The organism is Rhizobium sp. SRDI943 (genome assembly GCF_057653695.1).
Genome location: NZ_CM172787.1, coordinates 232,580 through 256,935, shown reverse-complemented (window position 1 = coordinate 256,935; position 24,356 = coordinate 232,580). Strand labels below are relative to the sequence as shown.

The 24,356-nt window shown below is 61.9% G+C and carries 20 protein-coding genes, 1 tRNA gene and 3 pseudogenes; 8 read left to right on the top strand and 16 right to left on the bottom strand.

What is annotated here, in order from left to right; genetic code table 11:
• Positions 1–108: 108 nt before the first annotated feature.
• Together murA and AC245Y_RS01280 are read right to left on the bottom strand one after the other, a co-directional pair.
• Positions 109–1,401 carry a UDP-N-acetylglucosamine 1-carboxyvinyltransferase gene (murA, locus tag AC245Y_RS01285; protein ID WP_017992881.1) on the bottom strand — a complete coding sequence of 431 codons (1,293 nt, stop codon included), beginning with the start codon at positions 1,399–1,401 and terminating at the stop codon, positions 109–111.
• Between the two features lie 107 nt (positions 1,402–1,508).
• Entirely contained in the window at positions 1,509–1,703 is a 195-nt protein-coding gene (locus tag AC245Y_RS01280; RefSeq protein ID WP_003556333.1) for a hypothetical protein, read from the bottom strand.
• 153 nt (positions 1,704–1,856) lie between these two features.
• Here AC245Y_RS01280 and AC245Y_RS01275 point away from each other — a divergent pair.
• Positions 1,857–1,931: transfer RNA gene (locus tag AC245Y_RS01275), tRNA-Thr, on the top strand.
• Positions 1,932–2,175: 244 nt separating this feature from the next.
• Complete coding sequence (locus AC245Y_RS01270; protein WP_011650393.1) at positions 2,176–2,418, top strand: DUF982 domain-containing protein; 243 nt, start codon at positions 2,176–2,178, stop codon at positions 2,416–2,418.
• A 253-nt stretch (positions 2,419–2,671) separates the two neighbouring features.
• On the opposite strand, the gene AC245Y_RS01265 is transcribed toward AC245Y_RS01270, so the two are convergent.
• Both AC245Y_RS01265 and AC245Y_RS01260 read right to left on the bottom strand, forming a co-directional pair.
• Positions 2,672–2,935 carry a hypothetical protein gene (locus AC245Y_RS01265; RefSeq protein WP_012755985.1) on the bottom strand — a complete coding sequence of 88 codons (264 nt, stop codon included), beginning with the start codon at positions 2,933–2,935 and terminating at the stop codon, positions 2,672–2,674.
• A gap of 157 nt (positions 2,936–3,092) precedes the next feature.
• Positions 3,093–3,353, bottom strand: coding sequence for a BON domain-containing protein (locus AC245Y_RS01260; protein ID WP_012755984.1), 261 nt, complete (start codon positions 3,351–3,353; stop codon positions 3,093–3,095).
• 176 nt (positions 3,354–3,529) lie between these two features.
• Here AC245Y_RS01260 and AC245Y_RS01255 point away from each other — a divergent pair, with 176 nt between their 5' ends.
• Together AC245Y_RS01255 and AC245Y_RS01250 are read left to right on the top strand one after the other, a co-directional pair.
• The gene (locus AC245Y_RS01255; protein ID WP_026157247.1) at positions 3,530–3,796 is read left to right on the top strand and encodes a hypothetical protein; all 267 of its coding nucleotides are present in this window, start codon (positions 3,530–3,532) and stop codon (positions 3,794–3,796) included.
• 107 nt (positions 3,797–3,903) lie between these two features.
• Positions 3,904–5,961 carry an ATP-dependent helicase gene (locus AC245Y_RS01250; RefSeq protein ID WP_017992879.1) on the top strand — a complete coding sequence of 686 codons (2,058 nt, stop codon included), beginning with the start codon at positions 3,904–3,906 and terminating at the stop codon, positions 5,959–5,961.
• A gap of 11 nt (positions 5,962–5,972) precedes the next feature.
• Here AC245Y_RS01250 and AC245Y_RS01245 read toward each other — a convergent pair whose 3' ends face one another.
• From AC245Y_RS01245 to mscL, 5 genes are all read right to left on the bottom strand, one after another.
• Positions 5,973–7,037 (bottom strand): enoyl-CoA hydratase/isomerase family protein, encoded by a 1,065-nt coding sequence (locus tag AC245Y_RS01245; protein ID WP_017992878.1) that lies wholly within the window; start codon positions 7,035–7,037, stop codon positions 5,973–5,975.
• Between the two features lie 69 nt (positions 7,038–7,106).
• The gene (locus AC245Y_RS01240) at positions 7,107–9,068 is read right to left on the bottom strand and encodes a putative bifunctional diguanylate cyclase/phosphodiesterase (protein WP_017992877.1); all 1,962 of its coding nucleotides are present in this window, start codon (positions 9,066–9,068) and stop codon (positions 7,107–7,109) included.
• Positions 9,069–9,174: 106 nt separating this feature from the next.
• Positions 9,175–10,209 carry a UDP-glucose 4-epimerase GalE gene (gene galE / locus AC245Y_RS01235; protein WP_026157246.1) on the bottom strand — a complete coding sequence of 345 codons (1,035 nt, stop codon included), beginning with the start codon at positions 10,207–10,209 and terminating at the stop codon, positions 9,175–9,177.
• Between the two features lie 196 nt (positions 10,210–10,405).
• Positions 10,406–11,572: a pyridoxal phosphate-dependent aminotransferase gene (locus AC245Y_RS01230; protein WP_017992875.1), complete on the bottom strand. Its 1,167-nt coding sequence runs from the start codon at positions 11,570–11,572 to the stop codon at positions 10,406–10,408.
• A 122-nt stretch (positions 11,573–11,694) separates the two neighbouring features.
• A complete protein-coding gene (gene mscL / locus AC245Y_RS01225; protein WP_012755977.1) occupies positions 11,695–12,132 on the bottom strand; it encodes a large conductance mechanosensitive channel protein MscL in 438 nt (145 codons plus the stop codon).
• A 223-nt stretch (positions 12,133–12,355) separates the two neighbouring features.
• Here mscL and AC245Y_RS01220 point away from each other — a divergent pair, with 223 nt between their 5' ends.
• Entirely contained in the window at positions 12,356–15,871 is a 3,516-nt protein-coding gene (locus tag AC245Y_RS01220; protein WP_017992873.1) for a PAS domain-containing hybrid sensor histidine kinase/response regulator, read from the top strand.
• Between the two features lie 111 nt (positions 15,872–15,982).
• On the opposite strand, the gene AC245Y_RS01215 is transcribed toward AC245Y_RS01220, so the two are convergent.
• The gene (locus AC245Y_RS01215; protein ID WP_026157245.1) at positions 15,983–16,540 is read right to left on the bottom strand and encodes a TetR/AcrR family transcriptional regulator; all 558 of its coding nucleotides are present in this window, start codon (positions 16,538–16,540) and stop codon (positions 15,983–15,985) included.
• A gap of 137 nt (positions 16,541–16,677) precedes the next feature.
• Between AC245Y_RS01215 and AC245Y_RS01210 the strand changes: the two are divergent.
• Positions 16,678–17,697 (top strand): annotated as a pseudogene (locus AC245Y_RS01210) (MFS transporter); the annotation flags it as partial.
• Here AC245Y_RS01210 and AC245Y_RS01205 read toward each other — a convergent pair.
• Positions 17,695–18,666 carry an IS110 family RNA-guided transposase gene (locus AC245Y_RS01205; protein ID WP_017992870.1) on the bottom strand — a complete coding sequence of 324 codons (972 nt, stop codon included), beginning with the start codon at positions 18,664–18,666 and terminating at the stop codon, positions 17,695–17,697. The pseudogene AC245Y_RS01210 and the gene AC245Y_RS01205 overlap by 3 nt on opposite strands.
• Positions 18,667–18,836: 170 nt before the next feature.
• Here AC245Y_RS01205 and AC245Y_RS01200 point away from each other — a divergent pair.
• A pseudogene (locus AC245Y_RS01200) lies at positions 18,837–19,040 on the top strand (MFS transporter); the annotation flags it as partial.
• Positions 19,041–19,047: 7 nt separating this feature from the next.
• Here the strand turns inward: AC245Y_RS01200 and AC245Y_RS01195 are convergent.
• A pseudogene (locus AC245Y_RS01195) lies at positions 19,048–19,490 on the bottom strand (YybH family protein).
• 93 nt (positions 19,491–19,583) lie between these two features.
• Positions 19,584–19,988 carry a GFA family protein gene (locus AC245Y_RS01190; protein WP_012755972.1) on the bottom strand — a complete coding sequence of 135 codons (405 nt, stop codon included), beginning with the start codon at positions 19,986–19,988 and terminating at the stop codon, positions 19,584–19,586.
• 58 nt (positions 19,989–20,046) lie between these two features.
• On the opposite strand from AC245Y_RS01190, the gene AC245Y_RS01185 reads away from it, so the two are divergent.
• Positions 20,047–20,538: a MarR family winged helix-turn-helix transcriptional regulator gene (locus AC245Y_RS01185; RefSeq protein ID WP_026157244.1), complete on the top strand. Its 492-nt coding sequence runs from the start codon at positions 20,047–20,049 to the stop codon at positions 20,536–20,538.
• A gap of 417 nt (positions 20,539–20,955) precedes the next feature.
• Here AC245Y_RS01185 and AC245Y_RS01180 read toward each other — a convergent pair whose 3' ends face one another.
• The 3 genes from AC245Y_RS01180 to AC245Y_RS01170 form a co-directional block, all read right to left on the bottom strand.
• Positions 20,956–21,165 (bottom strand): cold-shock protein, encoded by a 210-nt coding sequence (locus AC245Y_RS01180; RefSeq protein WP_003545273.1) that lies wholly within the window; start codon positions 21,163–21,165, stop codon positions 20,956–20,958.
• Between the two features lie 281 nt (positions 21,166–21,446).
• On the bottom strand, positions 21,447–22,010 hold the full coding sequence (locus AC245Y_RS01175) for a YdeI/OmpD-associated family protein (protein ID WP_017992867.1): 564 nt from the start codon (positions 22,008–22,010) through the stop codon (positions 21,447–21,449).
• 116 nt (positions 22,011–22,126) lie between these two features.
• Complete coding sequence (locus AC245Y_RS01170) at positions 22,127–24,340, bottom strand: 3-hydroxyacyl-CoA dehydrogenase NAD-binding domain-containing protein (RefSeq protein WP_012755969.1); 2,214 nt, start codon at positions 24,338–24,340, stop codon at positions 22,127–22,129.
• Between the last annotated feature and the right edge of the window lie 16 nt (positions 24,341–24,356).

The following is a 24,356-nucleotide window of genomic DNA, read 5'->3' as shown; positions in this document are numbered from 1 at the left end:
CAGTCTCAATCCCATTACCGGCCTAGGCCGGGCACCGCCGGAATGGCGATGCGTCAGACAAGGGAAATAAGGCGCGGCGACCAATTACGCAACCGGGATGAACGGTGCTTACTCGCTGATGCGCTCGACGATGGCGCCGCAGCGGGTCAGCTTCTCCTCGAGCCGTTCGAAACCGCGGTCGAGGTGATAGACGCGGGAGACCGTGGTTTCGCCCTCGGCGGCAAGGCCGGCGATGACGAGCGAGACGGAGGCGCGCAGATCGGTCGCCATGACGGGCGCGCCGCGCAGGCGTTGGACACCCTCGATCTTCGCCGTCTGGCCGGACAGCGAGATCCTGGCGCCGAGGCGGGCAAGCTCCTGCACATGCATGAAACGGTTTTCGAAGATGGTCTCGGTGACATGCGAGACGCCGGAAGAACGGGTCATCAGCGCCATGAACTGCGCCTGCAGGTCGGTCGGGAAGCCCGGGAAAGGATCGGTGACGATATCGACCGGCCTGATGCCGGCGCCATTGCGCTTGATGCGCATGCCATTGTTGGTCGACGAGATTTCCGCGCCGGCGCGGCGCAGCGTTTCCACCGCGGTTTCGAGCAGCGCCACATCGGTATTTTCGAGCACGACGTCGCCACCGGCCATGGCGACCGCCATGGCGTAGGTGCCGGTCTCGATGCGATCCGGCAGGACGCGATGGCGGGCGCCGGAGAGCGAGGTGACGCCTTCGATGGTGATCGTCGCCGTACCCGCGCCCGATATCTTGGCGCCCATGGCGTTCAGGCAGTTGGCGAGGTCGACGACCTCAGGCTCGCGGGCGGCATTGCCGATGACAGTCGTGCCGCGGGCAAGCGTTGCCGCCATCATCATCACATGGGTGGCGCCGACGGAGACCTTCGGGAAAGTGTAGCGTGCGCCGATCAGGCCGCCGGCAGGCGCCTTGGCATTGATATAACCGGCATCGATCTCCATGGTGGCGCCGAGCGCCGTCAGGCCTTCGATGAAGAGATCGACGGGGCGCGTGCCGATGGCACAGCCGCCCGGCAGCGAAACGCGGCAATGGCCTTCGCGCGCCAGCAACGGGCCGATGACCCAGAAGGAGGCGCGCATCTTCGAGACCAGCTCATAGGATGCCGTGGTATCGACGATCGTGCGGCAGGTGAAATGGATCGTGCGCGAATAGGCGTCTTCCTGGCGCTCGCGGCGGCCGTTGACGGCGACGTCGACGCCGTGATTGCCGAGGATGCGCATCAGCAGCTCGACATCGGCCAAATGCGGCACGTTTTCGAGCGTCAGCGTATCGCTGGTCAGAAGCGAGGCGATCATCAGCGGCAGTGCGGCATTCTTGGCGCCGGAAATCGGAATGATGCCATTCAGCTCATTACCGCCGACGATTCTGATACGATCCATGTGCGCTTACGGGCCGAGCCCGCCTTTCCTGAAAGTTCTGCCTTGGAATAAGGAGTGAGGTGTTTAGGGGATTTCTCGACACGCTTCAATTCGCGTCGGACGGAACATTACGATTCGTCCATTTTTGCGGCGGGCAGCCCATTTGTTTCGTCGGCCTGGCCCGAACGGCGGGCGCGGACCTGCTGTTTGCGTCGCCCCAGATTTTCCCTGAGCTTTTCGGCGGCGCGCTCGCGGCGCAGTTTCGCCTGTGCCTCGATCGCCTGTTTGCGGCTCTGCTGGCCGGTTTCGGTCTTTTCGTTCATGCGACAGGATTAGCCGAATTCGCGCCAATCCAAAAGGCCCTTTGCCTCAATCCATACGAAGTTGGAATTTGCGGCTTGCGCTTGCCGCCAAGCTGTGGCAATAGCCCCCCGTTCTCGCGATTGAGCCACACGGCTCGCACGGGTCCTGGTCCTGCTGCCGTAGCTCAGTGGTAGAGCACACCCTTGGTAAGGGTGAGGTCGGTGGTTCAATCCCACTCGGCAGCACCAGTTTTTTTAAAGACAGTCAATCTCGACTCCCCACCCTTCCCGGCGAAAACACCTCATAAGTTGGCGTTTCTCATCAACTGCCGTCCATAGGCTTTCCTGTCATGGGTCGAGGCGAAACCATTCGTGGCGGCATCAGCGACGATCCGCCCATTGCTGACGGTGAAAATCTCGCTAGAGTATTAACTATCGCAAAGTCTCCCCGGAGGAACTGGGAGATGCTGTCGAAAATCGTGGAGGAGCGTCGATGGCAACTGAAAGATGGAACAGCCCGGTCAAGGTTGGTTTCGAAGGTGCGGATGCGCGAACGGTCAATGGGCCGTTCGATGCGCTGAAGTGCCTGGCGGATCTCTGGCCGAGTATGCGTGGGCTTCGTTATATCAAGGCCCGCAGCGCCTGCCGGGCGGCGCTCGATGGGCGCAAGAGCGTGGAAGAAGCAAGAGCCGAGTTCCTGGCGGCCGCCGAAGAGGCGAAGCTGAAGCTGCATTAGCACTTCGGCAAGGAATTTCAGGCGATTTTCGCCTTCTGGGCGCGCAAGCGTGCCGGAACGGGACAATGCTTTAATTTTGGGCTTTAATTTTGGTTTAACCCTGCAACAAGTGCGTGCCGGGTTTTGGTGCAAAGGGCGTTGCGCCCGATACAGGTGCATCAATAGAAGATGACCAGCCATCATGATGATGGTTAGAGGCTCGTACCCTCTGCGGAAACGCAGGCGAGCCTCGTCCGAGCAGGACCGCCTTTTTTCAGCAATCCGCGCCGCTCTCATTCTCGATCTCGACATAACCGACACCGATGATGGTGCCATCTGCCGCGCGGATGAAGGAGGGGAGATAGTGAGGCTCTACCGGCTGGCAGGCGACGGTCCCGGTATATTCGTTGAGGGCGATCTGGTCCTTCGGCAAAGCGGAATAATTCGTGCCGGTTTCCAGCGAGGCATGGGCGGAGCCGGCAAAGACACCGCAACCCACGATCAAGGTCGTTGCCCAGAGGCGAGGAAGCAACTGCATGAGAGTCTCCAGCGTTTAGGTCCGGCCTTTCAACACGCGAGAGAGCGTTTTGGTTCCCTTCATGCATCGCAAAGAGATGAGCGCGAGCCCGGCGCCGGACTTTTATTTGATGCATGTCGTTGTCCTAAAACCGCTGCACACTTTTAGGCGACATGCATTAGCGTCGCAGCAAGCGAGCACGCACATAGCCCCGGCCGACGACGCCCTCGGCGATCTCGATCGCCCGCTCGACATCGCCCCGCCGGCGCACGAAACCTTCCAGGATGACATAGGAGCCCGATATGCTGACGGTGATTTCGCCGGCTTCGAAATCGGCGGCCGCATGGAGGGCGCTTTCCACCGAGGCACGCGTTGCGGCATCGCTGTGGCCCTGCCGGCCGGGCTCGCCATGCCCCGTGAATGCTGGAAAGCCGAGCACCGTGAACGTTTCCTGATGTTGGTTGATGTCTGTTAACGCCGCTGCGACGCATTTCGTTGCGTCCCCCGGAAAAGAAGAGCCTGTTCGACAGCGATACTTGCGCGGTGGCATGGGCACCCCTTGGCGAAAGGCGCCGCGGCTTCCATATCTGGCTGCAGTCGAAAGGGATGATGACGATGAAAGCGCTTTTGCCTGCCTTGTTTGCCGGGGCAATGCTTGCCGGCTGCTCCTCGGCCGATACGCCGGCGCTGGAACCCATCCCCGGCAGCATTACCTATGGCGGCCAGCCGCGAACGAAGCTCAGCAAGTCGCCGGTCGGCAGCGCCGTCTACAACCAATTCTACAACGGGACGGGCCAGCGTGTGGAGGAAACCTATATCCTTCAGCCGGACCGCAGCCTGAGGCTGGTGCGGCGCGAGATCGGTCCGGATTTCCCCGACTGAGATGTTGCTCGCGCGCCAGATCGCTTGACAGGGACAGCAATCGCGAACATTCAAGGAACATCTAATCTTTCCCCAGTGATTCTGCGGGAGCCCGACCGGACGGCTGGATGTATCTCGAAAAGCTCAATCCGCAGCAGCGCATGGCCGTCGAGCACGGCACGCTCATCGACGGCAGCCATATTGCCGGGCCGCTGCTGGTCATTGCCGGCGCCGGCTCCGGAAAGACGAATACCTTGGCGCATCGGGTCGCCCATCTGATCGTCAAGGGCGCCGATCCCCGCCGCATCCTGCTGATGACCTTCTCGCGCCGGGCAGCCGCCGAGATGGCGCGACGCGTCGAGCGCATCTGCCGCGATGTGCTTGGTGCGAATGCCGGCGTCATGGCGGATGCGCTTTCCTGGTCCGGCACCTTCCACGGCATCGGCGCCCGGCTGCTGCGCGATTATGCGGAGCAGATCGGTCTCGATCCTGGGTTTACCATCCACGACCGCGAAGACAGCGCCGATCTGATGAACCTGATCCGGCACGACCTCGGCTTCTCGAAGACGGAAAGCCGTTTTCCGACCAAGGGCACCTGCCTTGCCATCTATTCCAGGGCGGTGAATTCGGAAACCGCGCTCGACCTCGTGCTGCGCGACGTCTTTCCCTGGTGCGCGACGTGGGAAAAACAGCTGCGCGAACTTTTCGCCTGTTATGTCGAGGCCAAGCAGAGCCAGAACGTGCTCGATTACGACGATCTGCTGCTCTACTGGGCGCAGATGGTCGGCGAAGCGATGATTGCCGAGGATATCGGCAGCCGCTTCGACCATGTGCTGGTCGACGAATATCAGGATACCAACCGGCTACAGGCCACGATCCTGCTTGCGCTGAAACCCCAAGGCCAGGGGCTGACCGTCGTCGGCGACGATGCGCAATCGATCTATTCCTTCCGCGCCGCGACGGTGCGCAATATCCTCGATTTTCCCGCCGCCTTCAGCCCGGCCGCCAATATCGTCACGCTCGACCGCAACTACCGCTCGACGCAGCCGATCCTCGCCGCCGCCAACGCCGTCATCGATCTCGCCTCGGAGCGCTTCACCAAGAACCTCTGGACCGAGCGGCAATCGTCCGAGCGGCCGCGCCTGGTCACGGTGCGCGACGAGGCCGAGCAGGCGCGCTACATCACCGACATGGTGCTCGATAACCGCGAGGAAGGCCTCACGCTCAAGCAGCAAGCCGTGCTCTTCCGCGCCTCGCATCACAGCGGGCCGCTGGAGGTCGAGCTGACCCGGCGCAACATCCCCTTCGTCAAATTCGGCGGGCTGAAGTTTCTCGACAGCGCGCATGTGAAGGACATGCTGGCCGCCCTTCGCTTCGCGCAGAACCCGCGCGACCGGGTGGCGGGCTTCCGGCTGATGCAGATCCTGCCGGGCGTCGGGCCGTCGACGGCGCAGAAGACGCTCGACCTGATGGCCGAGGATGCCAGCCCGATTACTGCTCTTGGCGCCATGCCGGCACCGCCGCGCTCCGGCGAGGACTGGACAATGTTCGTTGCGATGCTGCAGGAGCTGAAGACCGGCAAGGCCGGCTGGCCGGCGGAAATCGGCCTGGCGCGGCAATGGTACGCGCCGCATCTGGAACGGCTGCACGAGGATGCCGCGACGCGGCAGGCCGACCTGCTGCAGCTCGAGCAGATCGCTAGCGGTTATGCCTCGCGCGAGCGCTTTCTCACCGAGCTCACCCTCGATCCGCCGGATGCGACCAGCGACCAGGCGGGCGTGCCGCTTCTCGACGAAGACTATCTCATCCTGTCGACCATCCATTCCGCCAAGGGCCAGGAATGGACGAAGGTATTCATGCTGAACGTCGTCGACGGATGCATACCGAGCGATCTCGCCGTCGGCACCACCGCCGAAATCGAGGAGGAACGCCGGCTGCTCTATGTCGCCATGACGCGCGCCCGGGATGGTCTCGACCTCGTCGTTCCGCAACGCTTCTTCACCTATGGGCAGAACTCGCAGGGCGACCGGCACGTCTATGCCTCACGCAGCCGCTTCATTCCCGCGACCCTGCTGCAGTTCTTCGAGGCCTGCAGCTGGCCGCAGGGGAAATCGGAGGCCGCTCAAGCCCAAGCGCGGCAGGTGCGCATCGATGTCGGCGCCCGCATGCGCGGCATGTGGCGATAACCGGATAGAGTTCAGAGTGAAAGCGGCGGCTCGGCCGGTTTCAGGAAAAATTCGACCCTTGCTGACTCCACGGCATCGACTGACGCCGGCGACCATTTCGGATTGCGGTCCTTGTCGATGACGGCGGCGCGAATACCCTCGAAGAAATCGGGATTATCAAGCATCTGCAGGCAGGCGCCGAGTTCGCGGCCGAGGCATTCGGCAAGCGAGGCGCTGCGACGGCCGGCCCGCAGCAGCCGCAAAGCGAGCTTCAGGCTGGTCGGCGAACGCGTCAGCAGCACCCGGCGCGTCTCGGCGGCGAATTCGCCTTCCTCCTCGGCAAGCGCTGCCAGGATCTCCTCGACGCTGTCGAAACGGAATGCGCGATCAATCATTGCTGCGTTCTGCCTGAGCCGGCTTTCTCCCTGAGGCTCCGAAAGCGCCTGCAGCACGGCATCGACATCGCCGGATGAGCTGGCGCGCGGCAGGGCGGAGAGAGCATCGATCGCTTCGCCGAGCCGCGACGAGGCGATCTGAAGGTCGGCAAGGCGGGCGTGGATCGCATCGGCAGCCCCGATATCAAGCCCTGTCAGGCCGAGCCATGTTCCGGCTTCGCCGGGGCCACGCGGCAGCAGCCAGGTGGCGCCGACATCCGGGACATAGCCGATGCCGGTTTCGGGCATGGCCAGCCGCGTGCGCTCGGTGACGACGCGGTGGCGGCCGTGCGACGACAGGCCGACGCCGCCGCCCATGGTGATGCCGTCCATCAGCGCGACATAGGGTTTGGGATAGGCGGCAATCAGATGGTTGAGGCGGAACTCCTCGCGCCAGAAGGTACCTGCGAGGCCATCGCCGGCACGGGCGCTCTCATGCAGGGCGCGGATATCGCCGCCGGCACAGAAGCCGCGTTCGCCCTCCCCCACCATCACGACGCTTGCCACCTTGGGATCACCGACAAAGTCGTGAAGGGCCGCAGTGATCGCCCGGATCATCGGCAGGGTCAGGCTGTTCAGCGCCCGCGGCCGGTTGAGGCGGATGATAGCAGCAGTCCCCCGCCGCTCAATGATGACTTCGTCTTGCCGTTCGCCGTCCTGCATGGTTCACCTCATCTACTACGACCATGAATAGACGACGATGACGCATCGCTCCAGTCGATTTAAGGTAGCTCAGGCAGACAGCGAATTGCGGGCGGAGGCTGCAGCTTCGCACCGGGCGGCGTAATCGATGGCAAGCTCGAGCGGCAGCGGCCGCGAGAAATGATAGCCCTGCGCCAGACGAACGCCCATCGCCTTCAATCCCTCGGCAATCTCTTCGCTTTCGACGCCTTCGGCGACGGAGGCGATGCCGAGGTTCTGGCAGAGATTGGCGACCGAGCGGGTGATGTTCATGCAGCGGGCGTCTCGATCGAAATTCATCACGAACGACTTGTCGATCTTCAGCTTGTCGAAGCCGAGACGATGAATATGGCTGAGGCTCGAATAGCCGGTGCCGAAATCGTCGAGCGCAATCGAGATGCCGGCAGCGCGCAGCATGGATATCACCTGATCGGCGGTGTCGAAATCGGAGAGCAATGCGGTCTCGGTAATCTCGAATTCGATGCGCTTCGGATCAATGCCGGAACGGGTGATCATGGCGAGCAGCGCCATCGAGGTCTCGTGGTCGCAGATATCGCGCGCCGAGAGATTGAAGGACAGCCTGAGATGCCGTGGAATGATCGCCAGCGCTTCGAGCGCCTTGGCGAAGAGGATGCGGGTTATGCGGCCGATGACCGCCGTGCGCTCGGCAGCGGGAATGAAGGCGTCTGGGCTGATACGGCCGAAGCGGGCGCTGTCCCAGCGGGCGAGCGCCTCGTAGGCGACGACGCGGCCGCTCCTCAATTCGACGATCGGCTGATAGTCGAGTTTCAATTCCTTGGCGAAATCGTTTGCCTGCAGTTCGAGTTCGATCAGGTGGCGCTGCGTCAGGATCTTCTCGTGCTCGGCCGAGAAGAATTCGACGCCGCTGCTGCGCTTGCTCTTGACCTGGTAGAGGGCAAAATCGGCTTTCTCGTAAAGATCCTCGGCGGTGTATGTGCCAATATCGGGATAGACGATGCCGCAAGAGCCGAAAACGCGGACCGAGCCGTCGGGGATTTCGTAGGGATCCCGGACGACAGCACAGAGCGCCTGGCCGAGATCGGCAATCGCCTGGCGTGTCATCGAACAGGGAAAGATGATACCGAACTCATCGCCGCCGAGACGAGAGACGATGCCCTCTTCGCCGACCAGCGCGACAAAGCGGCGGGCTGTCTCCTTCAGCACGAGGTCGCCAGCGGCATGGCCGAAGACGTCATTGACCGGCTTGAAGCCGTCGAGATCGAGAATGCCGAGGACGGGCGGCGTCGACGGATCCTTCTGCAGCCGTTTTTCCAACGAGAGAAAGAAGCTGCGGCGATTGGCAAGGCCGGTCAGCTGGTCATGCAGCGCATTGCGGCTGTTGACGAGGTTCAGCTCCTCGGCTTCCGCCTGCTTCTGCTTCAGCTCTTCGGTCAGTTGCACGAGACCGACGAAATTCTGGAAATAGCTGTTGATCACCCTGAGGAAGGGCAGGATCAGGAAGAGGCCGCTAATGGCTGTCGCGACGAAAACGGGATTGCCCGAGAACAAGAAGGTCGCGACCATGGCCGAGAAGGTGATGACCGTGGTCAGCGCTGCCGCCATCGGCAGGTGCATCAGGCAAAAGATGCAGGATATCCCGGTCACGACGAGGAAATAGGCGATCTGACCCTGCTGGGAAGCATCGCCATATTGGTAGAGCGCGATCGCCCAGCTGCCGAAAGCGACGGCCAGGATGCCGGCCCCTGATATCGTGAGCTTCATCAGCCTGTAGGCCCGCTCGGCGGTGACGTTTTCCTTGCCGCGGATCTCCCACCAGCAGAGACGGAAGACACAGACGACGCTCAAGGCCACGGGAATGTAGAGCGAGAGCCAAAGGGGGGCGGATTTGAGGTGGGTGATCGCCACCGCAAGGGCGTTGATGACCAGAAGGACATAGAGAATGGGAATCTGCGACGACAGGGCCCGGAACTGCGCCAGCAGAAGCGTCGGATTGTCTTTTTGCAGTTGCAATGAGGCCAGAAAGTTCTTCATCTTCTCTTTTCCGTTGGCCCGAGCCAGCCAGAGAAAGCTTGTTTTTCCTTATTCACATGACGGCATGCGGCCCCCGCAGGCGCGGAGGGGTAAACGGGTTCCCCGATCAGAAGGAAGCGGCGGCCAATGCCCGGTGGATGCTGTGCAGGTCGTCGACGTTCTTGTTCGACAGGAACAGTTCCCAATCGAGCGAACTCTGGACGATGGTTTCCAGCGAATCGTATCTGGGTTTCCAGTCGAGCACCTGCCTTGCGAGCGAAGCGTCTGCGACGACGCTTGCCGAATCGCCGGCGCGGCGCGGCGCCATGTGGATCTTGAAGGAATGTCCGTGCAGGCGGGTGACCATGTTCAGCACATCGAGCACGGAATAGCCGCTTCCATACCCGCAATTGGCAACGAGCGAACCCTTGCTTCTGCGCAGGTGCTGCAGCGCCTTCAGATGTGCATCCGTGAGATCGCTGACATGGATGTAGTCGCGCACGCCGGTGCCGTCATGGGTGGGATAGTCGATGCCGTAGACATTGACACTGTCGCGCCTGCCGAGTGCCGCCTCGCAGGCTACCTTGATCAGGTGGGTGGCGCCTGAGGTCGACTGGCCGGCGCGGTGGTGCGGGTCGGCGCCGGCGACGTTGAAGTAACGAAGCGCGACATAGTTGAAATCATAGGCGGCGGCGGCATCGCGCAGCATGAATTCGGTCATCAGCTTCGACTGGCCGTAAGGATTTTCCGGATTGAGAGGGGCCGTCTCCTTCACCGGCAGGTCGGTCTTTTGCTGGCCGTAGACGGCCGCCGTCGAGGAGAAGACGAAGTTGCGGATACCTGCCTTGACCGAAGCGCTCAGCAGCGCCCGGGTCTTGCCGGAATTGTTGTCGTAATAGGAGAGCGGATCGGCGACCGAGACCGGGACGACGGCAGAGCCGGCGAAATGGATGATCGCCTCGATGTCGTTTTCGATGAAGACCTTTTTCAATATGTCGGGATCGGCAACGTCGCCGAGATAGAAACGCGCCGCCGGCGCCACGGCCCAGCGAAAGCCTGTGGAGAGGCGGTCGAGCACGACCACATCCTCGCCCGCATCGAGCAGCGCCCAAACCATGTGACTGCCGATATAACCGGCCCCGCCCGTCACCAAAACCGCCATGTCCCGCATCCCTGCTTTCGTTTTTATAAGCAGGGGCATCAGGCGCCGGTTTTTCTTTCCAATTTTCTTATCGAACGGCCTTTGGAAGGCCTTTGAACCGGTATGTTTGGAGTCGTGGTTAGAGGCCGATTTCGGGCTTTGCTAGAGTTTTATCGATCCGGCGATTCCGGCACAAAATTGACTTGGCCCACGCTTCTCAGAGCTTGAGGATATAGTCGCAGAGGCGCTCGGCGGCGATCGCCACCTGCGTGGGGTCGCGCAGGAAACAGGCGCGCAGGAAGAGTTCGCCGCCCGGTCCGAAAGCGGTGCCGGGAGCAAGGCCGACGCCTGTCTTGTCGACGATGTCGAGCGCTGCCTTGCGGCTGTCGGCGACGCCGTCGATCTTCAGGAAAGCATAGATCGCGCCATCCGGTTTCAGTGTCTCGACGCGGTTGGTGGCGACAAGCGCATCGCAGAGAGTATCGCGGGAGCGGGACGCCTTGGCGATATTGGCAGCGACGAAATCGTCGCCTTGATCAAGGGCTGCGACGGCGCCTTTCTGCATGAACTGCGCCACCCCCGATGTCGAATACTGGATGAGGTTTTCGAGCACCTGGCCCATTTCAGGCGGGGCGACGATCCAGCCGACGCGCCAGCCGGTCATCGACCAGTTCTTCGAGAAGGAATTGACGAAGATGATCTTGTCGCCCTCGTCCATCACATCGAGGAAAGAGGGCGCGCGGCCGCCGGCAAAATAGTAGCGGGCGTAGATTTCATCCGCCAGGATCCAGAGGTCGTGCTTGCGGGCAAGCGCCAGGATATCGCCAAGATCCTGTTTCGTGGCCGTCCAGCCCGTCGGGTTCGACGGCGTGTTGATGAAGATGCCCTTGGTCTTCGGGGTGATCGCGGTTTCGATGCGGTCAAGATCGACCGCCCATTTGCCGCCTTCAAACTGCAGCTCGACACTGAGCGAGCGCGCACCTGCTATCTCGAGAGCGGCGGCAATGTTCGGCCAGGAAGGCGACAAGTAAACCAGTTCGTCGCCCGGCGAGGTCAGCGCCTGCACGGCGATCTGGATCGCCTGCATGCCGGAACCGGTGACGTAGAAATGCTCGACCGGAAGCCGGATTCCGAAATGTCTGTCGTAATAATCCGAAAGCGCCTGGCGAAGCTCCGGAATGCCGCGCTGCCATGTGTAGAAGGTCTCGCCGCTAGCAAGCGCGTCCATCGCCGCCCTGCTGATGAAATCAGGCGTCGGCAAGTCGCCCTCACCCACCCAGAGCGGCAGCAGGCCTTCGCGGCCACGGGCATAGTTGACGAGTTCGACGATCCCGCTTTCGGGCGCCGCCAGTGCGCGCGGGCTGAGGCTGCTAACGATCGACATGCAAATCTCCGGTTTCCGCCTTCATAGCGGATTTGCGCCGGCAAATCCCATGACATCCAGTGATGGCATATCGATTTTGGTGATGAATGAGCCCGACCGAAGCGGACGGGCTCCAGCCCGGATCAAGCCGTCGGGCGCGTGGCGAGAAGATCGCGAATTTCCGTCAGCAGCTGAACGTCTGCCGGCGGCGCTGGCAGCTCTTCCGGTGCCACCTTTTCCTGGCGTTCGACCTGGGCACGCAGGGTGTTCACGCCCTTGACCATCAGAAAGATGATCCAGGCGAGAATGAGGAAGTTGATGAGCACGGTGAGGAAACTGCCATAGGCAAACACCGCTCCCTGCTCGCGGGCGGCGGCGAGCGACTGTGCGTTGACGGCCGACGACAGTGGGAGGAAGTAATTCGAAAAATCGAAACCGCCGAAAATGGCGCCGACGATCGGCATGATAAGGTCATCCACCAAAGATTTGACGATGCCACCGAAGGCGCCGCCGATGATGACGCCGACTGCAAGATCCATGACATTGCCGCGGGCGATAAAGGCCTTGAACTCATTGAGCATCGGATCCGTCTCCCTTTGATCCATTTCAAAGATATGCGATTGTTTTTATTAGCTACATCTTCATTGCAATTAATCAATCGGCAATCGCAATTATTCGGCGATACCTCCCCGCGGTCTTTGACTTAAGGCCTAGACAGCCAGGAATTTTCAAAGCGTCTGAAATGACTTAAGCTGACCCATGTTGCGGGAGGGTCCCGGCGGGTTTTCCGCCGGCGGAGGGTCAATGCTTCCAGGCTGGGTCATATTCGCGTCTGCCTTCGGCTATCTGCTCCTGCTTTTCGCCGTGGCAAGCTATGGCGACCGCAAGAACCGTGGCCAGGGCAACCTCAGCCCGGGAACGCTGGGCGGATGGCCGGTGGTCTATGCGCTGAGCCTTGCGATCTATTGTACCTCCTGGACCTATTTCGGCAGCGTCGGGCTTGCGGCGCAGCGCGGCCTGGAATTTGCCGGCATCTATATCGGCCCTATCCTGGTCTTCACGCTCGGCATGCCGCTGCTTCGCCGCATCATCGAGCTTGCCAAGGCGGAGAAGCTCACCTCGGTTGCCGATTTCGTCGCCGCCCGTTACGGCAAGAACCCGACGGTCGCAACGATCGTCGCCCTGATCTCGCTGATCGGCGCCATTCCCTATATCGCGCTGCAGCTCAAGGCGATCTCGAGCACCGTCAGCGCCATGGTCAATCCATCCGATTACGGCATCGGCAGCGGCAATCTCTATTTTCTCGACCTGCCGCTCGTCGCAACGCTGGTGCTTGCCTGTTTCGCCATCATGTTCGGCACACGGCATACGGATGCGACGGAGCATCAGGATGGCCTCATCCTCGCCGTTTCGATGGAATCCGTCGTCAAGCTCGTCGCCTTCCTGACGGCCGGCGTCTGCGTCATATGGTTTCTGTTCGACGGTCCGACCGATCTCTGGCGCAAGACCGTCGACAATGAGCTGGTCATGTCGGCGCTCAACTACCATACGCCGATCAGCCGCTGGATCACCCTGATCATCTTGTCGGCCTTTGCGATCATCCTGCTGCCGCGGCAATTCCACGTGACGGTTGTCGAAAACCGAACCCCGAAACAGCTGAAACTCGCAGGCATCCTGTTTCCCAGCTATCTCATCGCCATCAATCTCTTCGTGCTGCCGGTGGCGATCGGCGGGCTGCTGACCTTCGGCGGCAGCGGCAATGCCGATTTCTACATGCTGTCGCTGCCGCTTGCCGGCCAGATGCCCGTCATTTCGCTGATCATCTTCATCGGCGGGTTCTCCGCCGCGACGGCGATGGTCATCGTCGATTCCGTCGCACTGTCGATCATGGTGTCAAACGACATCATCATGCCGATCTTCCTCAGGCGCAAACTCGCTGGCCGCGCCAGCCTGCGCGATAATTTCGCCAAGACGTTGCTCAACATCCGCCGCAGCGCCATTTTCGCCGTGCTGCTGTTCGGCTATGCCTATTACCGTTCGACCGACAGCACGGCAGGCCTTGCCTCGATCGGCCTTCTTTCCTTTGCCGCGATCGCGCAAATCGCCCCAGCACTGTTCGGCGGGCTGATCTGGCGGCGGGCGAACGCGCGCGGCGCAATCCTCGGGCTTTCCTCCGGCTTCATCATCTGGATCTACCTGCTGTTCCTGCCGTCGCTCGGCGGCCCCGACTATTCCTATGTGGCGAGCGCCGTGCTCGGCTTCATCTTTCCCGGGACGACGTTGTTCACCGCGCCCGACGCCGATCCGCTGGTCAATGCGACGGCAATGAGCCTGCTCGTCAACACCGCTTTCTTCGTCGTCGGCTCGCTCACCCGCAACGCCAAGCCGCTGGAGCGCATCCAGGCCGGTATCTTTGTCAAACGGCATTCGCGCTCGCAATTTGCCACGCGCGGCTGGAAGACCCGCATTAGCGTCGGCGATCTCAAGGCGGCGATCTCGCGCTATCTCGGCGAAGAGCGCATGCAGCGCTCGTTGACGACCTACGAACAAAGCTCCGGCCGCAAGCTGGAAGACGAGCAGCCGGCCGACATGGCGCTCATCCATTTTAGCGAACAGCTGCTCGGCAGCGCCATCGGCTCGTCCTCGGCCAGGCTGGTGCTGTCATTGATCCTGCAGAAGATCGAGGATGCCTCTTCCGATACCGCCTGGCTGCTCGACCAGGCGAGCGAGGCGCTGCAATATAACCAGGACATGCTGCAGACGGCGCTTTCGCAGATGGACCAGGGCATTGCGGTCTTCGACAGTTCCAATCGGCTGACGATCTGGAACCGGCGTTTCCGGCAATTGCTGGATCTTCCGGAAAGTGCCGGCCAGGTCGGTTTTCCCTTGTCTGATATCGTCACCACGCTTATCCAGCGCGGCGATATCGCGCCCGGCGATCTCAGCCAGACGGTGCGGCATTTCCTGACGCTCGACAAGCCCTTTTCGCTGGTGCTCGGCGGCGGCGAGCGGATCATCGAGGTGCGCTCCAACGCCATGCCCGACAAGGGCATCGTTGCCACCTTCACCGACATCACCCAGCGCGTCAGCGCCGACCAGGCACTGAAACAGGCGAATGAAACGCTGGAGCAGCGCGTCGCCGAACGCACGGCCGAGCTTACCCGGGTCAACCGCGAACTCGGCGAGGCGCGCGCCGCCGCCGATGAGGCGAATATCGGCAAGACACGCTTTTTCGCCGCCGCCGGCCACGATATCCTGCAGCCGCTCAATGCCGCCAGGCTCTATTCCTCGGCATTGGTCGAGCGCATGGCGCAATCCGAGAACAGCCTGATCGTGCGCAACATCGATTCCGCGCTGGAATCGGTCGAGACCATTCTCGGGGCGGTGCTCGATATATCCAGGCTCGATACCGGCGCCATGCGGCCGCGGCTCGCCTCCGTCGCGCTCTCCGACCTGCTGGAGCGTATCCAGACCGATTTCGCGCCGATCGCCCGTGAAAAACAGCTGAAGCTGGTGATCATGCCGACCTCATTGCGGGTCCGCTCCGACCCCAACCTGCTGCGCCGGCTGGTGCAGAACCTTGTCTCCAACGCCATCAAATACACCATCAACGGCAAGGTGCTGGTGGGCGCGCGACGGCGCGGCAACCAGGTGATCATCCAGGTCATCGATTCCGGCATCGGCATTCCGCCGTCGAAATTCCGCACCGTGTTCAAGGAATTCGCGCGGCTGGACGAAGGCGCGAAAACCGCCTCCGGCCTCGGGCTCGGCCTGTCGATCGTTGACCGTATCGCCCGCGTGCTCAACCATCCGGTCGAGCTGCAGTCGACGCATGGCAAGGGCACGGAATTCCGTATCGCCATGCCGCTCGACGTCTCGCGCCCGGCCGCGGCCACGGCGGCAATCACGCCTGCCGACCGTCCCGGCCAGCCGCTGAGCGGGTTGAAGATCCTCTGCATCGACAACGAGCCGAAGATCCTCGAAGGCATGCGGCTGTTGATCAGCGGCTGGGGCTGCGAGGTGGAGGCGCTGGATTGCCTCGCCGACGTCACCGCCCTCGACGGCCAGGAGGGACCACCTGATATCGTCATCGCCGATTATCATCTCGGCGACGGCACCGGCATTGCCGCCATCCTGCATCTGCGCCGGCAGTTCGGCGCCGATATCCCCGCTTTGCTGATCACGGCCGACCGCACGCCGGAGGTGCGCAGCGAGGCCGAGCGAGATGGTATCGCCGTCCAGCACAAGCCGGTGCGGCCGGCGGCGCTGCGCGCCTATATCACCCAGATTTCCGGCCTCAAGCGCGCCGCCGCGGAGTAACAGAAAACTCAGAGCATTTCCGTTTTTCTCCGAATCACGGAGATGCTCTATCTCTTTGTTTTCACGCAATTCCGGACGCAAAACCGCTACACACTTTTGCTGGAATTGCTCTTAGTCCGTCGCGCTCATGACACGCGCAACCAGATCGCGCACACGCGCTGTCGCCGGCACATCGCCGAACAGGATGCTGTACATGATCGGCGCCACGACCTGGTCCATGACGCGGTCGACATCCGGAAAGGCCTCGCCGCGAGCCTTGGCCCTCTCGGCGATGACGTCGACCTGTTGGCGGGTAAATTCAGCGCATTTACAGGCATTCGCGCCCGCCTGCGCCGCCAGCACGTCCCGGATCATTTCGCGACCCGGGCCGGAGGACATTTCCTCGGCATATTGCTCGGCCCAGGTTTCGAGATCGGCCTTGCCGCTGCCGGCATCGATCGGCTGCATATCCGGCCGCAGCCGATCGACGGCGACATCGGCAAGAAGCTCCTGCAGGTCGCCCCAGCGGCGATAGATGGTCGACGGCGTTACCCCCGCCTTGCCGGCAATCAGCGGGATCGTCACCTCGGCGCGGCTCATCTCGGCCATCAGCTCACGGACCGCCTTGTGCACCGATGCCTGAACCCGGGCGCTTCTGCCGCCCGGACGGAGATTCTCTTTCACTGTCATGCGCGCAACCCGACTTTCGCCCTTTGACACCGTTGGTTCAAAATCTTTGATAGACCTATTAACGCAAATAAATTGCTTTTACGAAGTGCCCGCTCTACTTAAGCTAACGCAACAGCTTAGCTTTAAGGGGCTTATATATGTTCGCCGCAGCCAAATCCACCGAGAATTCGCCGCGTCCCTCGATCGGCTTTCATGCGCTGACGCTCGCGACCTTCTTCGCCGCCTCCGCGGCGCCGACGCCGCTCTACCGGATCTATCAGGAAAGTTTTTCCGTCTCGCCGGTGCTGATCACGGTGATCTTCGCGGTCTACGCCTTCGCGCTGCTGGCGGCGCTGCTGATCGCCGGTTCGATCTCGGATCATCTCGGCCGCAAGCCGGTGATCTTTTTCGCCCTCGTGCTCGAAATCGCCGCGATGGGCCTCTTCGTCGTCGCGAGCGGTCCTGCCTGGCTGATCGCGGCGCGGATCGTGCAGGGGCTGGCAACCGGGATCGCCGGCGCCTCGATCGGAGCAGCGCTCGTCGATGTCGACCGGGCAAAGGGACAGATCGTCAATTCGATCGCGCCGCTTTGCGGCATGGCGGTGGGGGCAGTGGGCACCAGCGCCCTGATCCAATACGGCCCCTTCCCGATGCATCTGGTCTATGCGCTGTTGTTTGTCGCCTTCACGCTGCAGGCGGTTGCCATCTGGCTGACAGGCGAGACCGGCGGCACGCGGCCGGGGGCTCTCGGCTCGCTGATACCGCGGGTCACCATTCCCCAGCAGGTGAAGCGGCCGCTGTCGCTGGTGACGCCGATCAACATTGCCAACTGGACGCTTGCCGGCTTCTATCTCTCGCTGGTCCCGTCCTTGGTCGCCAGCACGACCGGCAGCCGGGCGCCGCTGACGGGCGGGGCCGTCGTCACCGCGCTGATGGTGAGCGGAGCAATCGCCGTCTATCTCAGGCGCAGCAAGACGGCATCGGCCAATCTGGTTTTTGGCGTGTCGGCCAAGACGCTCGGCATCCTGACCGTCGTTGCCGGCGTGCATCTTGCCAATGTGCCGCTGCTGCTCGTCGGCACGATTTTTACCGGCGTCGGTTTCGGCACCAATTTCCTCGGTTCGATCGGCACCATCATGCCGCTCGCCAAACCGGATGAGAATCTGTGTTGGTTGTCAAGGGGGATTTGGGGTCCAGAGGCGATCCTGAGATAGAAGGCAGTTTGCCAGAACGAGCAATTTACGCATGACGGCGACCAAGATGACCTTCGCTGGTTTTCCTGCGGCTTTGAGTGTGTCTGCGAAACGAGCAAGGGTGGGATTGTAGCGACAGGCAGACAAGGCGGCCATGTAGAGCGCGCGCCGGGGTGCGGGCCTGCCGGCGCGGATGGAACGACGTCCGGTTCGGGCACCGCTGTCGTTAGCGATTGGGGCAAGCCCTGCCAGCATGGCGGCCTGCTTGCCCGAACAACTGCCCAACTCGTCCATGCCGGCCATCAATGCCAGGGCCGTGACGCGGCCGATGCCGGGAATGGAGGTGAGGATCTCGGCCTTGCGGTAGAGCTGCGGATCCTCGCCGACACGTCGCTCGATCTCTTTGTCGAGACGTTCGACATGCTGTTCCAGCCGACGCACGAGACGGTTGAGTTCGCCGCGCAGAAGGGCGGTGGTGGCAGTCTTGCTGCGGTTCTGCAGGGCGGTGATGTCGCATTTGGCTGCCGATCGTGCATTGACCAGCTCCTGCAAGGCCTCAACGTGAGGACTTGGTGGCGTGTCGGCCGGCGGGCGCAGGCTCTCGGCCAGGAGCGCCAGGAAACGGGCATCGAGACGGTCGGTCTTGGCGAGATAGCCGCAGGCACGGGCAAACATGCGGGCGCGCAGCGGATCGACCACGGCGACGGCAAAGCCATCGAGCCAAAGCGAGCGATGGGCGGGGCGATGGAACTTGCCGGTTGCCTCCATCACGATGCTTTTGGGCCGATGCCTGGCCAGCAGCCGTTTCAGCTGGCGGATGCCGGTCTTGTCATTGCTAAACCGCCGGCTTTCGCCCAGCGGATGCAGATGAATATCGAGCCACTCTTTACTCACGTCCACACCGGCATAAACTACCGGCATCGCGTCTTCTTGGAACGAAACCTTGCCTTGCATGCGGGACTTGCTCCCCATCATCTGTTCAGGACAAACGCGAGGACGGCCGGACCAATCTCATCCCCGGTTCAAGCCAAGGGGCCTGCGGTCCCGGCCGTCCGCACTCCGGCGGATGGCCATCCGCCGGAGTGCGCACCGATCATCCAACAATCAGTGCAAATTGAACATGCAAGCGGGCCGGACTGCTATCGGCCTTCTACGTCCAGAGCTACCTCGCCTTCAGCCTGCCGGCGATCCTTGCAGGGTTCCTGGCGAAATCGGCCGGTTACGCGCTGACGACGGATATCTATGCGACGGCGATCCTGCTTTTGATGGGCGTCGGACTGATGAGCATTCGCGCCGACCGGCGGAAGATCGCGGGGAGTGCCGCCTGACATTCCTTCACGGCTTGAGATCGAGCAGCGCCCGGCCGCTGCCGTCCATGGCGAAGGGCACCGAGGCGTGCTGGTGGGCAACTAGCCAGCGGCCGTCCTGCTTGACGAGACCGAGGGTCTGGCGGAACCAGAGATCGACCGCGGTGCCATCGGTCTTGGTCCCGGTCATGCGCGTGAGGCCGCTCCAGAAAGCGACATCCTCGCCAACGGTCAGTCTGGCATCGCGCACCTCGCCGCCGATCGGGCCTTCCCAAGTATCGAACCAGGCCTGCAGACCCGCTTCGTCCTGGCCGTGGTAGACGAGCGCGGCGCCAGTGAAAATTCGACGGAATCCTCGGCCTCATAGGAAAGCGCGTCGCTGGCGTTCTTCTCACCCAACGCCTTGGCGCGCATCATCAGCATGGCGATGATCGCCTCTTCCTCGATCTTCGCATTCGCTTCGTCTTTCACGGTCGTTCTCCTTCTCCGTTATGGACAGAGGACGAAGGGGAGGACGACGATCCGACATCAGCGATAGAACCACTGCGCACTTTTGGAATTGCGTCAGAGATAACTCGTCACCGCCGGTTCGTTCCACCAGGCATCGTGCCTGCCGTCGGCATAACGGACAGGCAGTGCTGCCAGTTCCTCAGGGGTGATATCGTCAAGGCAGGCGATGTTGATCGAGACATAGGCGCCGCCGATTTGTTCGACATAACCGTCGCCATAGGCCGGCACACCGCAGGTGCGGCAGAAGCGGTGATGACCGCTCATGGTGTTGAACTGATAGTCGGACGTTTCCGCCTGGTCGCACATCAGCCGGAAATCCTCCGGCTTGACGTTGGCGCCCCAATAGCGCCGCTTGGCGCAGATCGAACAATTGCAGCGGCCGGTGCCCTCCTCGAGGTCCATGTCCACCTGGTAGTGCACTTTGCCGCAATGGCAGCTTCCTCTGTAGGTTTTCTTCATGGCGATCTCCTCCTTCGGCGTTGCCTTCAGTCTCCAAATATGACAATATGTTGTCATTATGGATGAGATACAAAATCGACAACATGTTGTCAAACAAAATCGACCGGAGCGAACGATGGAGGGGGATGCCTTTTCCGCTTTCGCAATCACCGCTCTTCGCCTCGCCGGCCATCTGACGGCGGCGGGCGACCAGTTGGCAAAGCCGGCAGGACAGACGAGCGCGCGCTGGCAGGTGCTGGCGGCGGCGCGACGCGGCGGCATGTCGGTGGCGCAGATCGCCCGTGCGCTCGGCGTCGCCCGCCAGGGCGTGCAGCGGCTTGCCGATGTGCTGGAGAATGAAGGGCTGATCGCCTATGCCGACAACCCGCAGCACCAGCGCGCCAAGCTGGTACGATTGACGGAAGAAGGGGCGGCGCGGCTCGGCGTCATCGAGATCGCGCAAGCCGGATGGGCCGACGGGCTGGGCGCTGCTTTCACGTCAGCGGAACTCGATGCGGCACGGGTGGTGATGGCGCGGGTTATGGAGATGCTGGAAGGTGGCGAGGCGTAAGGCGGCTAAGGGACTTACCTGTCTTACGAGGCTTATTGTCGCCGGTTACGCTCTCAGCTTGGCGAAACGAAAGATTCTTTAAGGTCGTGCCGTGGCCGCCCCCCTCTGCCCTGCCGGGCATCTCCCCCACAGGTGGGGAGATCGGCAAGAAGCCATGCCTCGCGCTCAATTTACGATTCATGTGACGGCCAGTTGTTTGGGGAAACCATCGAGCCCATCCAATCTCCCTCCTTGTGGGGGAGATGCCCGGCAGGGCAGAGGGGGGTGTCGCGGACGCAATTCTTGGGAAAGGGCACAACATCAACCGGCCGGAAACGAAAAAAGGCCGGGTGAACCCGACCTTCCCTGCTATCTCAACGAACCGCGCCAGTACATCCGTGGTCACGATCCGGAGATGATATTTAGAGCCTTGAAGGCTCAGGCCGCCTGGAGGCGGTCTGCCGACATCTTGCCGGACTTGTTGTCGCGGACGAGCTCGTAAGACAGCTTCTGGCCATCCTTGAGATCGCGCATGCCAGCGCGTTCAACGGCAGAGATGTGGACGAAAACGTCGGCTGCGCCGTCATCCGGCTGAATGAAGCCGAAGCCCTTGGTTGCGTTGAACCACTTTACGGTACCTGTGCTCATGACGATATCCTTTTCGAATCGTTCATAGAAGAATGCAGCCCGGATAAATGCCGAACGGCGATGAAAACCGATTTTGGAGGAAGTTCGCCAGGAACGACACGAGGCCGTTTCAAAGTTCATCTAGCAAGATCGATGCGCGGATATGTAATCGGAAATTGTGTCCGTGACAAGGCCGCAGCCAGGGAAATCGGTGACGTTTCAGACACCGCGGACAGGTCTTTGCCTGCCGCGCGGCGCGGAAAACCGAGGGCGAGATTTTTTTGCAGAAGCTGAAATACCGCCTATTCGGCCTGCGCCAACCTGGTGATCGCCTTGCCGAGGCGGGCAACCCGGACTTCCGGGGTGGTAGCCTTCAGGAGCGGCAGGACGATTGCATATTGGCCGGTCTTGTCGAGCCGCGCAAAGGCAGCATCGGCGGCAGCGTTCTCAGCGAGCGCCGCCGCCAGATCGTCCGGCAGGCCGGCATCGCGCTGCGGAGCGTAGGCGACAGCCCAGCGTCCGTCGGCTTTGGCGGCAGCGACTTCGGCAAGGCCCGCGGGCCGCATGCGCCCGGTTTCTGCGAGTGCTGCGACCCGATCGACATTGAGCTTCGACCACGAACTTTTGGCGCGCCGGGGCGAATAACGCTGCACGTAGGAATGCGCGTCAAACCCCTTGCGCTGGCTGTCAATCCAGCCGTAACAGAGCGCCACATCCAGCGCCTCGTCGATGGTGATGAGAGTTCGTTTCGGATTTTTCTTACCGATCTTCAGCCAGGCGCCGGTCGATGCCGCGTGATGCAGGCAGAGCCAGGATTCCCACTCCATCGGATCGGCGAAGGCGAGGATGTCGGTTGACGGTTGCATGGGCGGTCCGATCCGGGTGACAGCGAGGCGCGGGTTGCTTACGGTTCAGATTGCCATCGCCACCTGCCCCATTCAACGTTTGAAACCCGACAAGAGCTGCACGACTCAAAGACGGCCTAAGCCGCCTTCCCCACCTTCGCATAGGGGTCGAACCGACCGTAAAACGTCTCGCCCTTGGCGGCCATGTCCTTCAGCAGCGGCGTCGGCTTGAAGTGTTTTCCGTAAGTACCTGCTAACTTTTCCGCCAATTCCACGAAAGCCTTCGCACCCATCCCGTCGATATAGCTCAGCGCCCCGCCGGTATAGGGCGCGAAGCCAAAGCCCAGGATCGAGCCGACATCCGCCTCGCGCGGATCGGTGACGATGCCTTCCTCGACTGTGCGGGCAGCTTCCAGCGCGATGGTGACGAGGAAACGCTGTTTGAGGACGTTGACATCAACCTCATCTGCCTGCTTCTGCGGATAGAAGGACTTGAGGTCGGGCCAGAGGGACTTCTTCGCCGGTTTCGGCGGGTAGTCGTAGAAGCCCTTGGAATTCTTGCGGCCGAAACGACCCTCCTTTTCCACCATACTGGAGATGAGATCCATATGCCTGGGGTCGATGGCTTTTTCGCCGAGATCGGCGACCGTCGCCTTGAGGATCTTCAGCGAGAGGTCGATGGCGACCTCGTCGTTCAGCGCCAAGGGACCGACCGGCATGCCGGCCATCTTGGCGGCGTTCTCGATCATGACAGGCGGCACGCCCTCGATCAGCATATCGTAGCTTTCCGACATGTAACGCAGCACGCAGCGATTGACGAAGAAGCCGCGGGTGTCGTTGACGACGATCGGCGTCTTCCTGATGGCTGCAACATAATCGAGAGCGACGGCCAGCGCTTTGTCGCCGGTGTCGCTTCCGAGGATGACCTCGGTCAGCATCATCTTCTCGACAGGGGAGAAGAAGTGGATGCCGATGAAATCGGCCGGGCGTTTCGAATTCTTGGCGAGACCTGAGATCGGCAGGGTCGAGGTATTGGAGGCGAAGATCGCGCCTTCCGGCAGCACGGCTTCGACCGCCTCGATGACCGCTTTCTTCACCTCGCGATCCTCGAACACCGCCTCGATGACGAGATCGGCATTGGCGAGGTCGGCATAATCTGCCGAGGGGGTGATGCGGGAGAGCAATGCGGCTGCCTCATCTTGCGTAAGACGCCCCTTACCGATAGAATCCTTGACCAGGCCTTCGGAGACGGTCTTGCCCTTGGTCGCCGCTTCGATGTCGCGGTCGATCAACGTCACCGGAATGCCGGCGGCGGCGGTGACATAAGCGATCGAGGCGCCCATGAAGCCGGCGCCGACGACGCCGACATGTTTCAGCTCGGTCTTCGCATGACCCGCCGGGCGGCGGGCGCCTTTTCCGAGCTCCTGCATGGAGATGAACAGCGAACGGATCATCGAGAAGGCTTCGCGGGTCTGCAGCACCTCGGTGAAATAACGCTGCTCGATCTTCAGGCCGGTGTCGAAAGGCACCTGCAGACCTTCATAGACGCATTTCAAAATGGCGAGTGCCGCCGGATAATTGCCCGATGTTTCCCGGCGCAGGATTGCCGGAGCTGCCGGCCAGAGCTGGGCGGAAGCCGGCGTCCAGATGCCGCCGCCGGGCGCCTTGAAGCCCTTCTCGTCCCAGGGGGCGACCGGCTTCAGGCCATCCTTGATCATCTGCTTGGCGGCGGGGATGAGCTGATCCGGCTCGACCACCTGGTGCACGAGGTTCATCGCCTTGGCGCGGGAGCCGGTCAGCGACTGGCCGGTCGTCATCATCTGCAGCGCATCCTGGGCGTTCGCCAGCCGCGGCACACGCTGCGTGCCGCCGGCGCCGGGGAAGATACCGACCTTCACTTCGGGCAGCGCGATCTTGACGCTCTTGGCATTGGAGGCGACGCGGCCGTGGCAGGCGAGCGACAGTTCGAAAGCGCCGCCCATGCAGGTGCCGTTGATGGCGGACACCCAGGGCTTGCCCGATATTTCGAGCTTGCGGAACAGGCCACTCATGCGGCCGACCAGACCGAAGAGGTTCTGCACCGCCGTCTCGGGGCTCTTTGCCTTCTCCTCCTGATAAGAACTGAACATCGACTTGATCATCGACAGATCGGCGCCGCCGGAGAAGGAGGACTTGCCCGAAGTGAAGACGACACCCTTGACGGCGGCATCGGCGGTCGTAGCGTCGATGATGGCGTCGAGTTCGGCCATCACCTCGGCGGTGAAGACGTTCATCGATTTGCCAGGCATGTCCCAGGTGACGAGAGCGATGCCATCGGCGTCGGTTTCGAGCGTGAAATTGGTGTAGGTCATTGGGTTTCCTCCCCGA

What these genes read in the sequence shown, in the direction of transcription:
- murA (WP_017992881.1), bottom strand. Translation starts at nt 1,401, where the DNA reads ATGGATCGTATCAGAATCGTCGGCGGTAATGAGCTGAATGGCATCATT.
- AC245Y_RS01280 (WP_003556333.1), bottom strand. Translation starts at nt 1,703, where the DNA reads ATGAACGAAAAGACCGAAACCGGCCAGCAGAGCCGCAAACAGGCGATC.
- AC245Y_RS01270 (WP_011650393.1), top strand. Translation starts at nt 2,176, where the DNA reads ATGGCAACTGAAAGATGGAACAGCCCGGTCAAGGTTGGTTTCGAAGGT.
- AC245Y_RS01265 (WP_012755985.1), bottom strand. Translation starts at nt 2,935, where the DNA reads ATGCAGTTGCTTCCTCGCCTCTGGGCAACGACCTTGATCGTGGGTTGC.
- AC245Y_RS01255 (WP_026157247.1), top strand. Translation starts at nt 3,530, where the DNA reads ATGAAAGCGCTTTTGCCTGCCTTGTTTGCCGGGGCAATGCTTGCCGGC.
- AC245Y_RS01250 (WP_017992879.1), top strand. Translation starts at nt 3,904, where the DNA reads ATGTATCTCGAAAAGCTCAATCCGCAGCAGCGCATGGCCGTCGAGCAC.
- AC245Y_RS01245 (WP_017992878.1), bottom strand. Translation starts at nt 7,037, where the DNA reads ATGCAGGACGGCGAACGGCAAGACGAAGTCATCATTGAGCGGCGGGGG.
- AC245Y_RS01240 (WP_017992877.1), bottom strand. Translation starts at nt 9,068, where the DNA reads ATGAAGAACTTTCTGGCCTCATTGCAACTGCAAAAAGACAATCCGACG.
- galE (WP_026157246.1), bottom strand. Translation starts at nt 10,209, where the DNA reads ATGGCGGTTTTGGTGACGGGCGGGGCCGGTTATATCGGCAGTCACATG.
- AC245Y_RS01230 (WP_017992875.1), bottom strand. Translation starts at nt 11,572, where the DNA reads ATGTCGATCGTTAGCAGCCTCAGCCCGCGCGCACTGGCGGCGCCCGAA.
- mscL (WP_012755977.1), bottom strand. Translation starts at nt 12,132, where the DNA reads ATGCTCAATGAGTTCAAGGCCTTTATCGCCCGCGGCAATGTCATGGAT.
- AC245Y_RS01220 (WP_017992873.1), top strand. Translation starts at nt 12,356, where the DNA reads ATGCTTCCAGGCTGGGTCATATTCGCGTCTGCCTTCGGCTATCTGCTC.
- AC245Y_RS01215 (WP_026157245.1), bottom strand. Translation starts at nt 16,540, where the DNA reads ATGACAGTGAAAGAGAATCTCCGTCCGGGCGGCAGAAGCGCCCGGGTT.
- AC245Y_RS01205 (WP_017992870.1), bottom strand. Translation starts at nt 18,666, where the DNA reads ATGCAAGGCAAGGTTTCGTTCCAAGAAGACGCGATGCCGGTAGTTTAT.
- AC245Y_RS01190 (WP_012755972.1), bottom strand. Translation starts at nt 19,988, where the DNA reads ATGAAGAAAACCTACAGAGGAAGCTGCCATTGCGGCAAAGTGCACTAC.
- AC245Y_RS01185 (WP_026157244.1), top strand. Translation starts at nt 20,047, where the DNA reads ATGGATGAGATACAAAATCGACAACATGTTGTCAAACAAAATCGACCG.
- AC245Y_RS01180 (WP_003545273.1), bottom strand. Translation starts at nt 21,165, where the DNA reads ATGAGCACAGGTACCGTAAAGTGGTTCAACGCAACCAAGGGCTTCGGC.
- AC245Y_RS01175 (WP_017992867.1), bottom strand. Translation starts at nt 22,010, where the DNA reads ATGCAACCGTCAACCGACATCCTCGCCTTCGCCGATCCGATGGAGTGG.
- AC245Y_RS01170 (WP_012755969.1), bottom strand. Translation starts at nt 24,340, where the DNA reads ATGACCTACACCAATTTCACGCTCGAAACCGACGCCGATGGCATCGCT.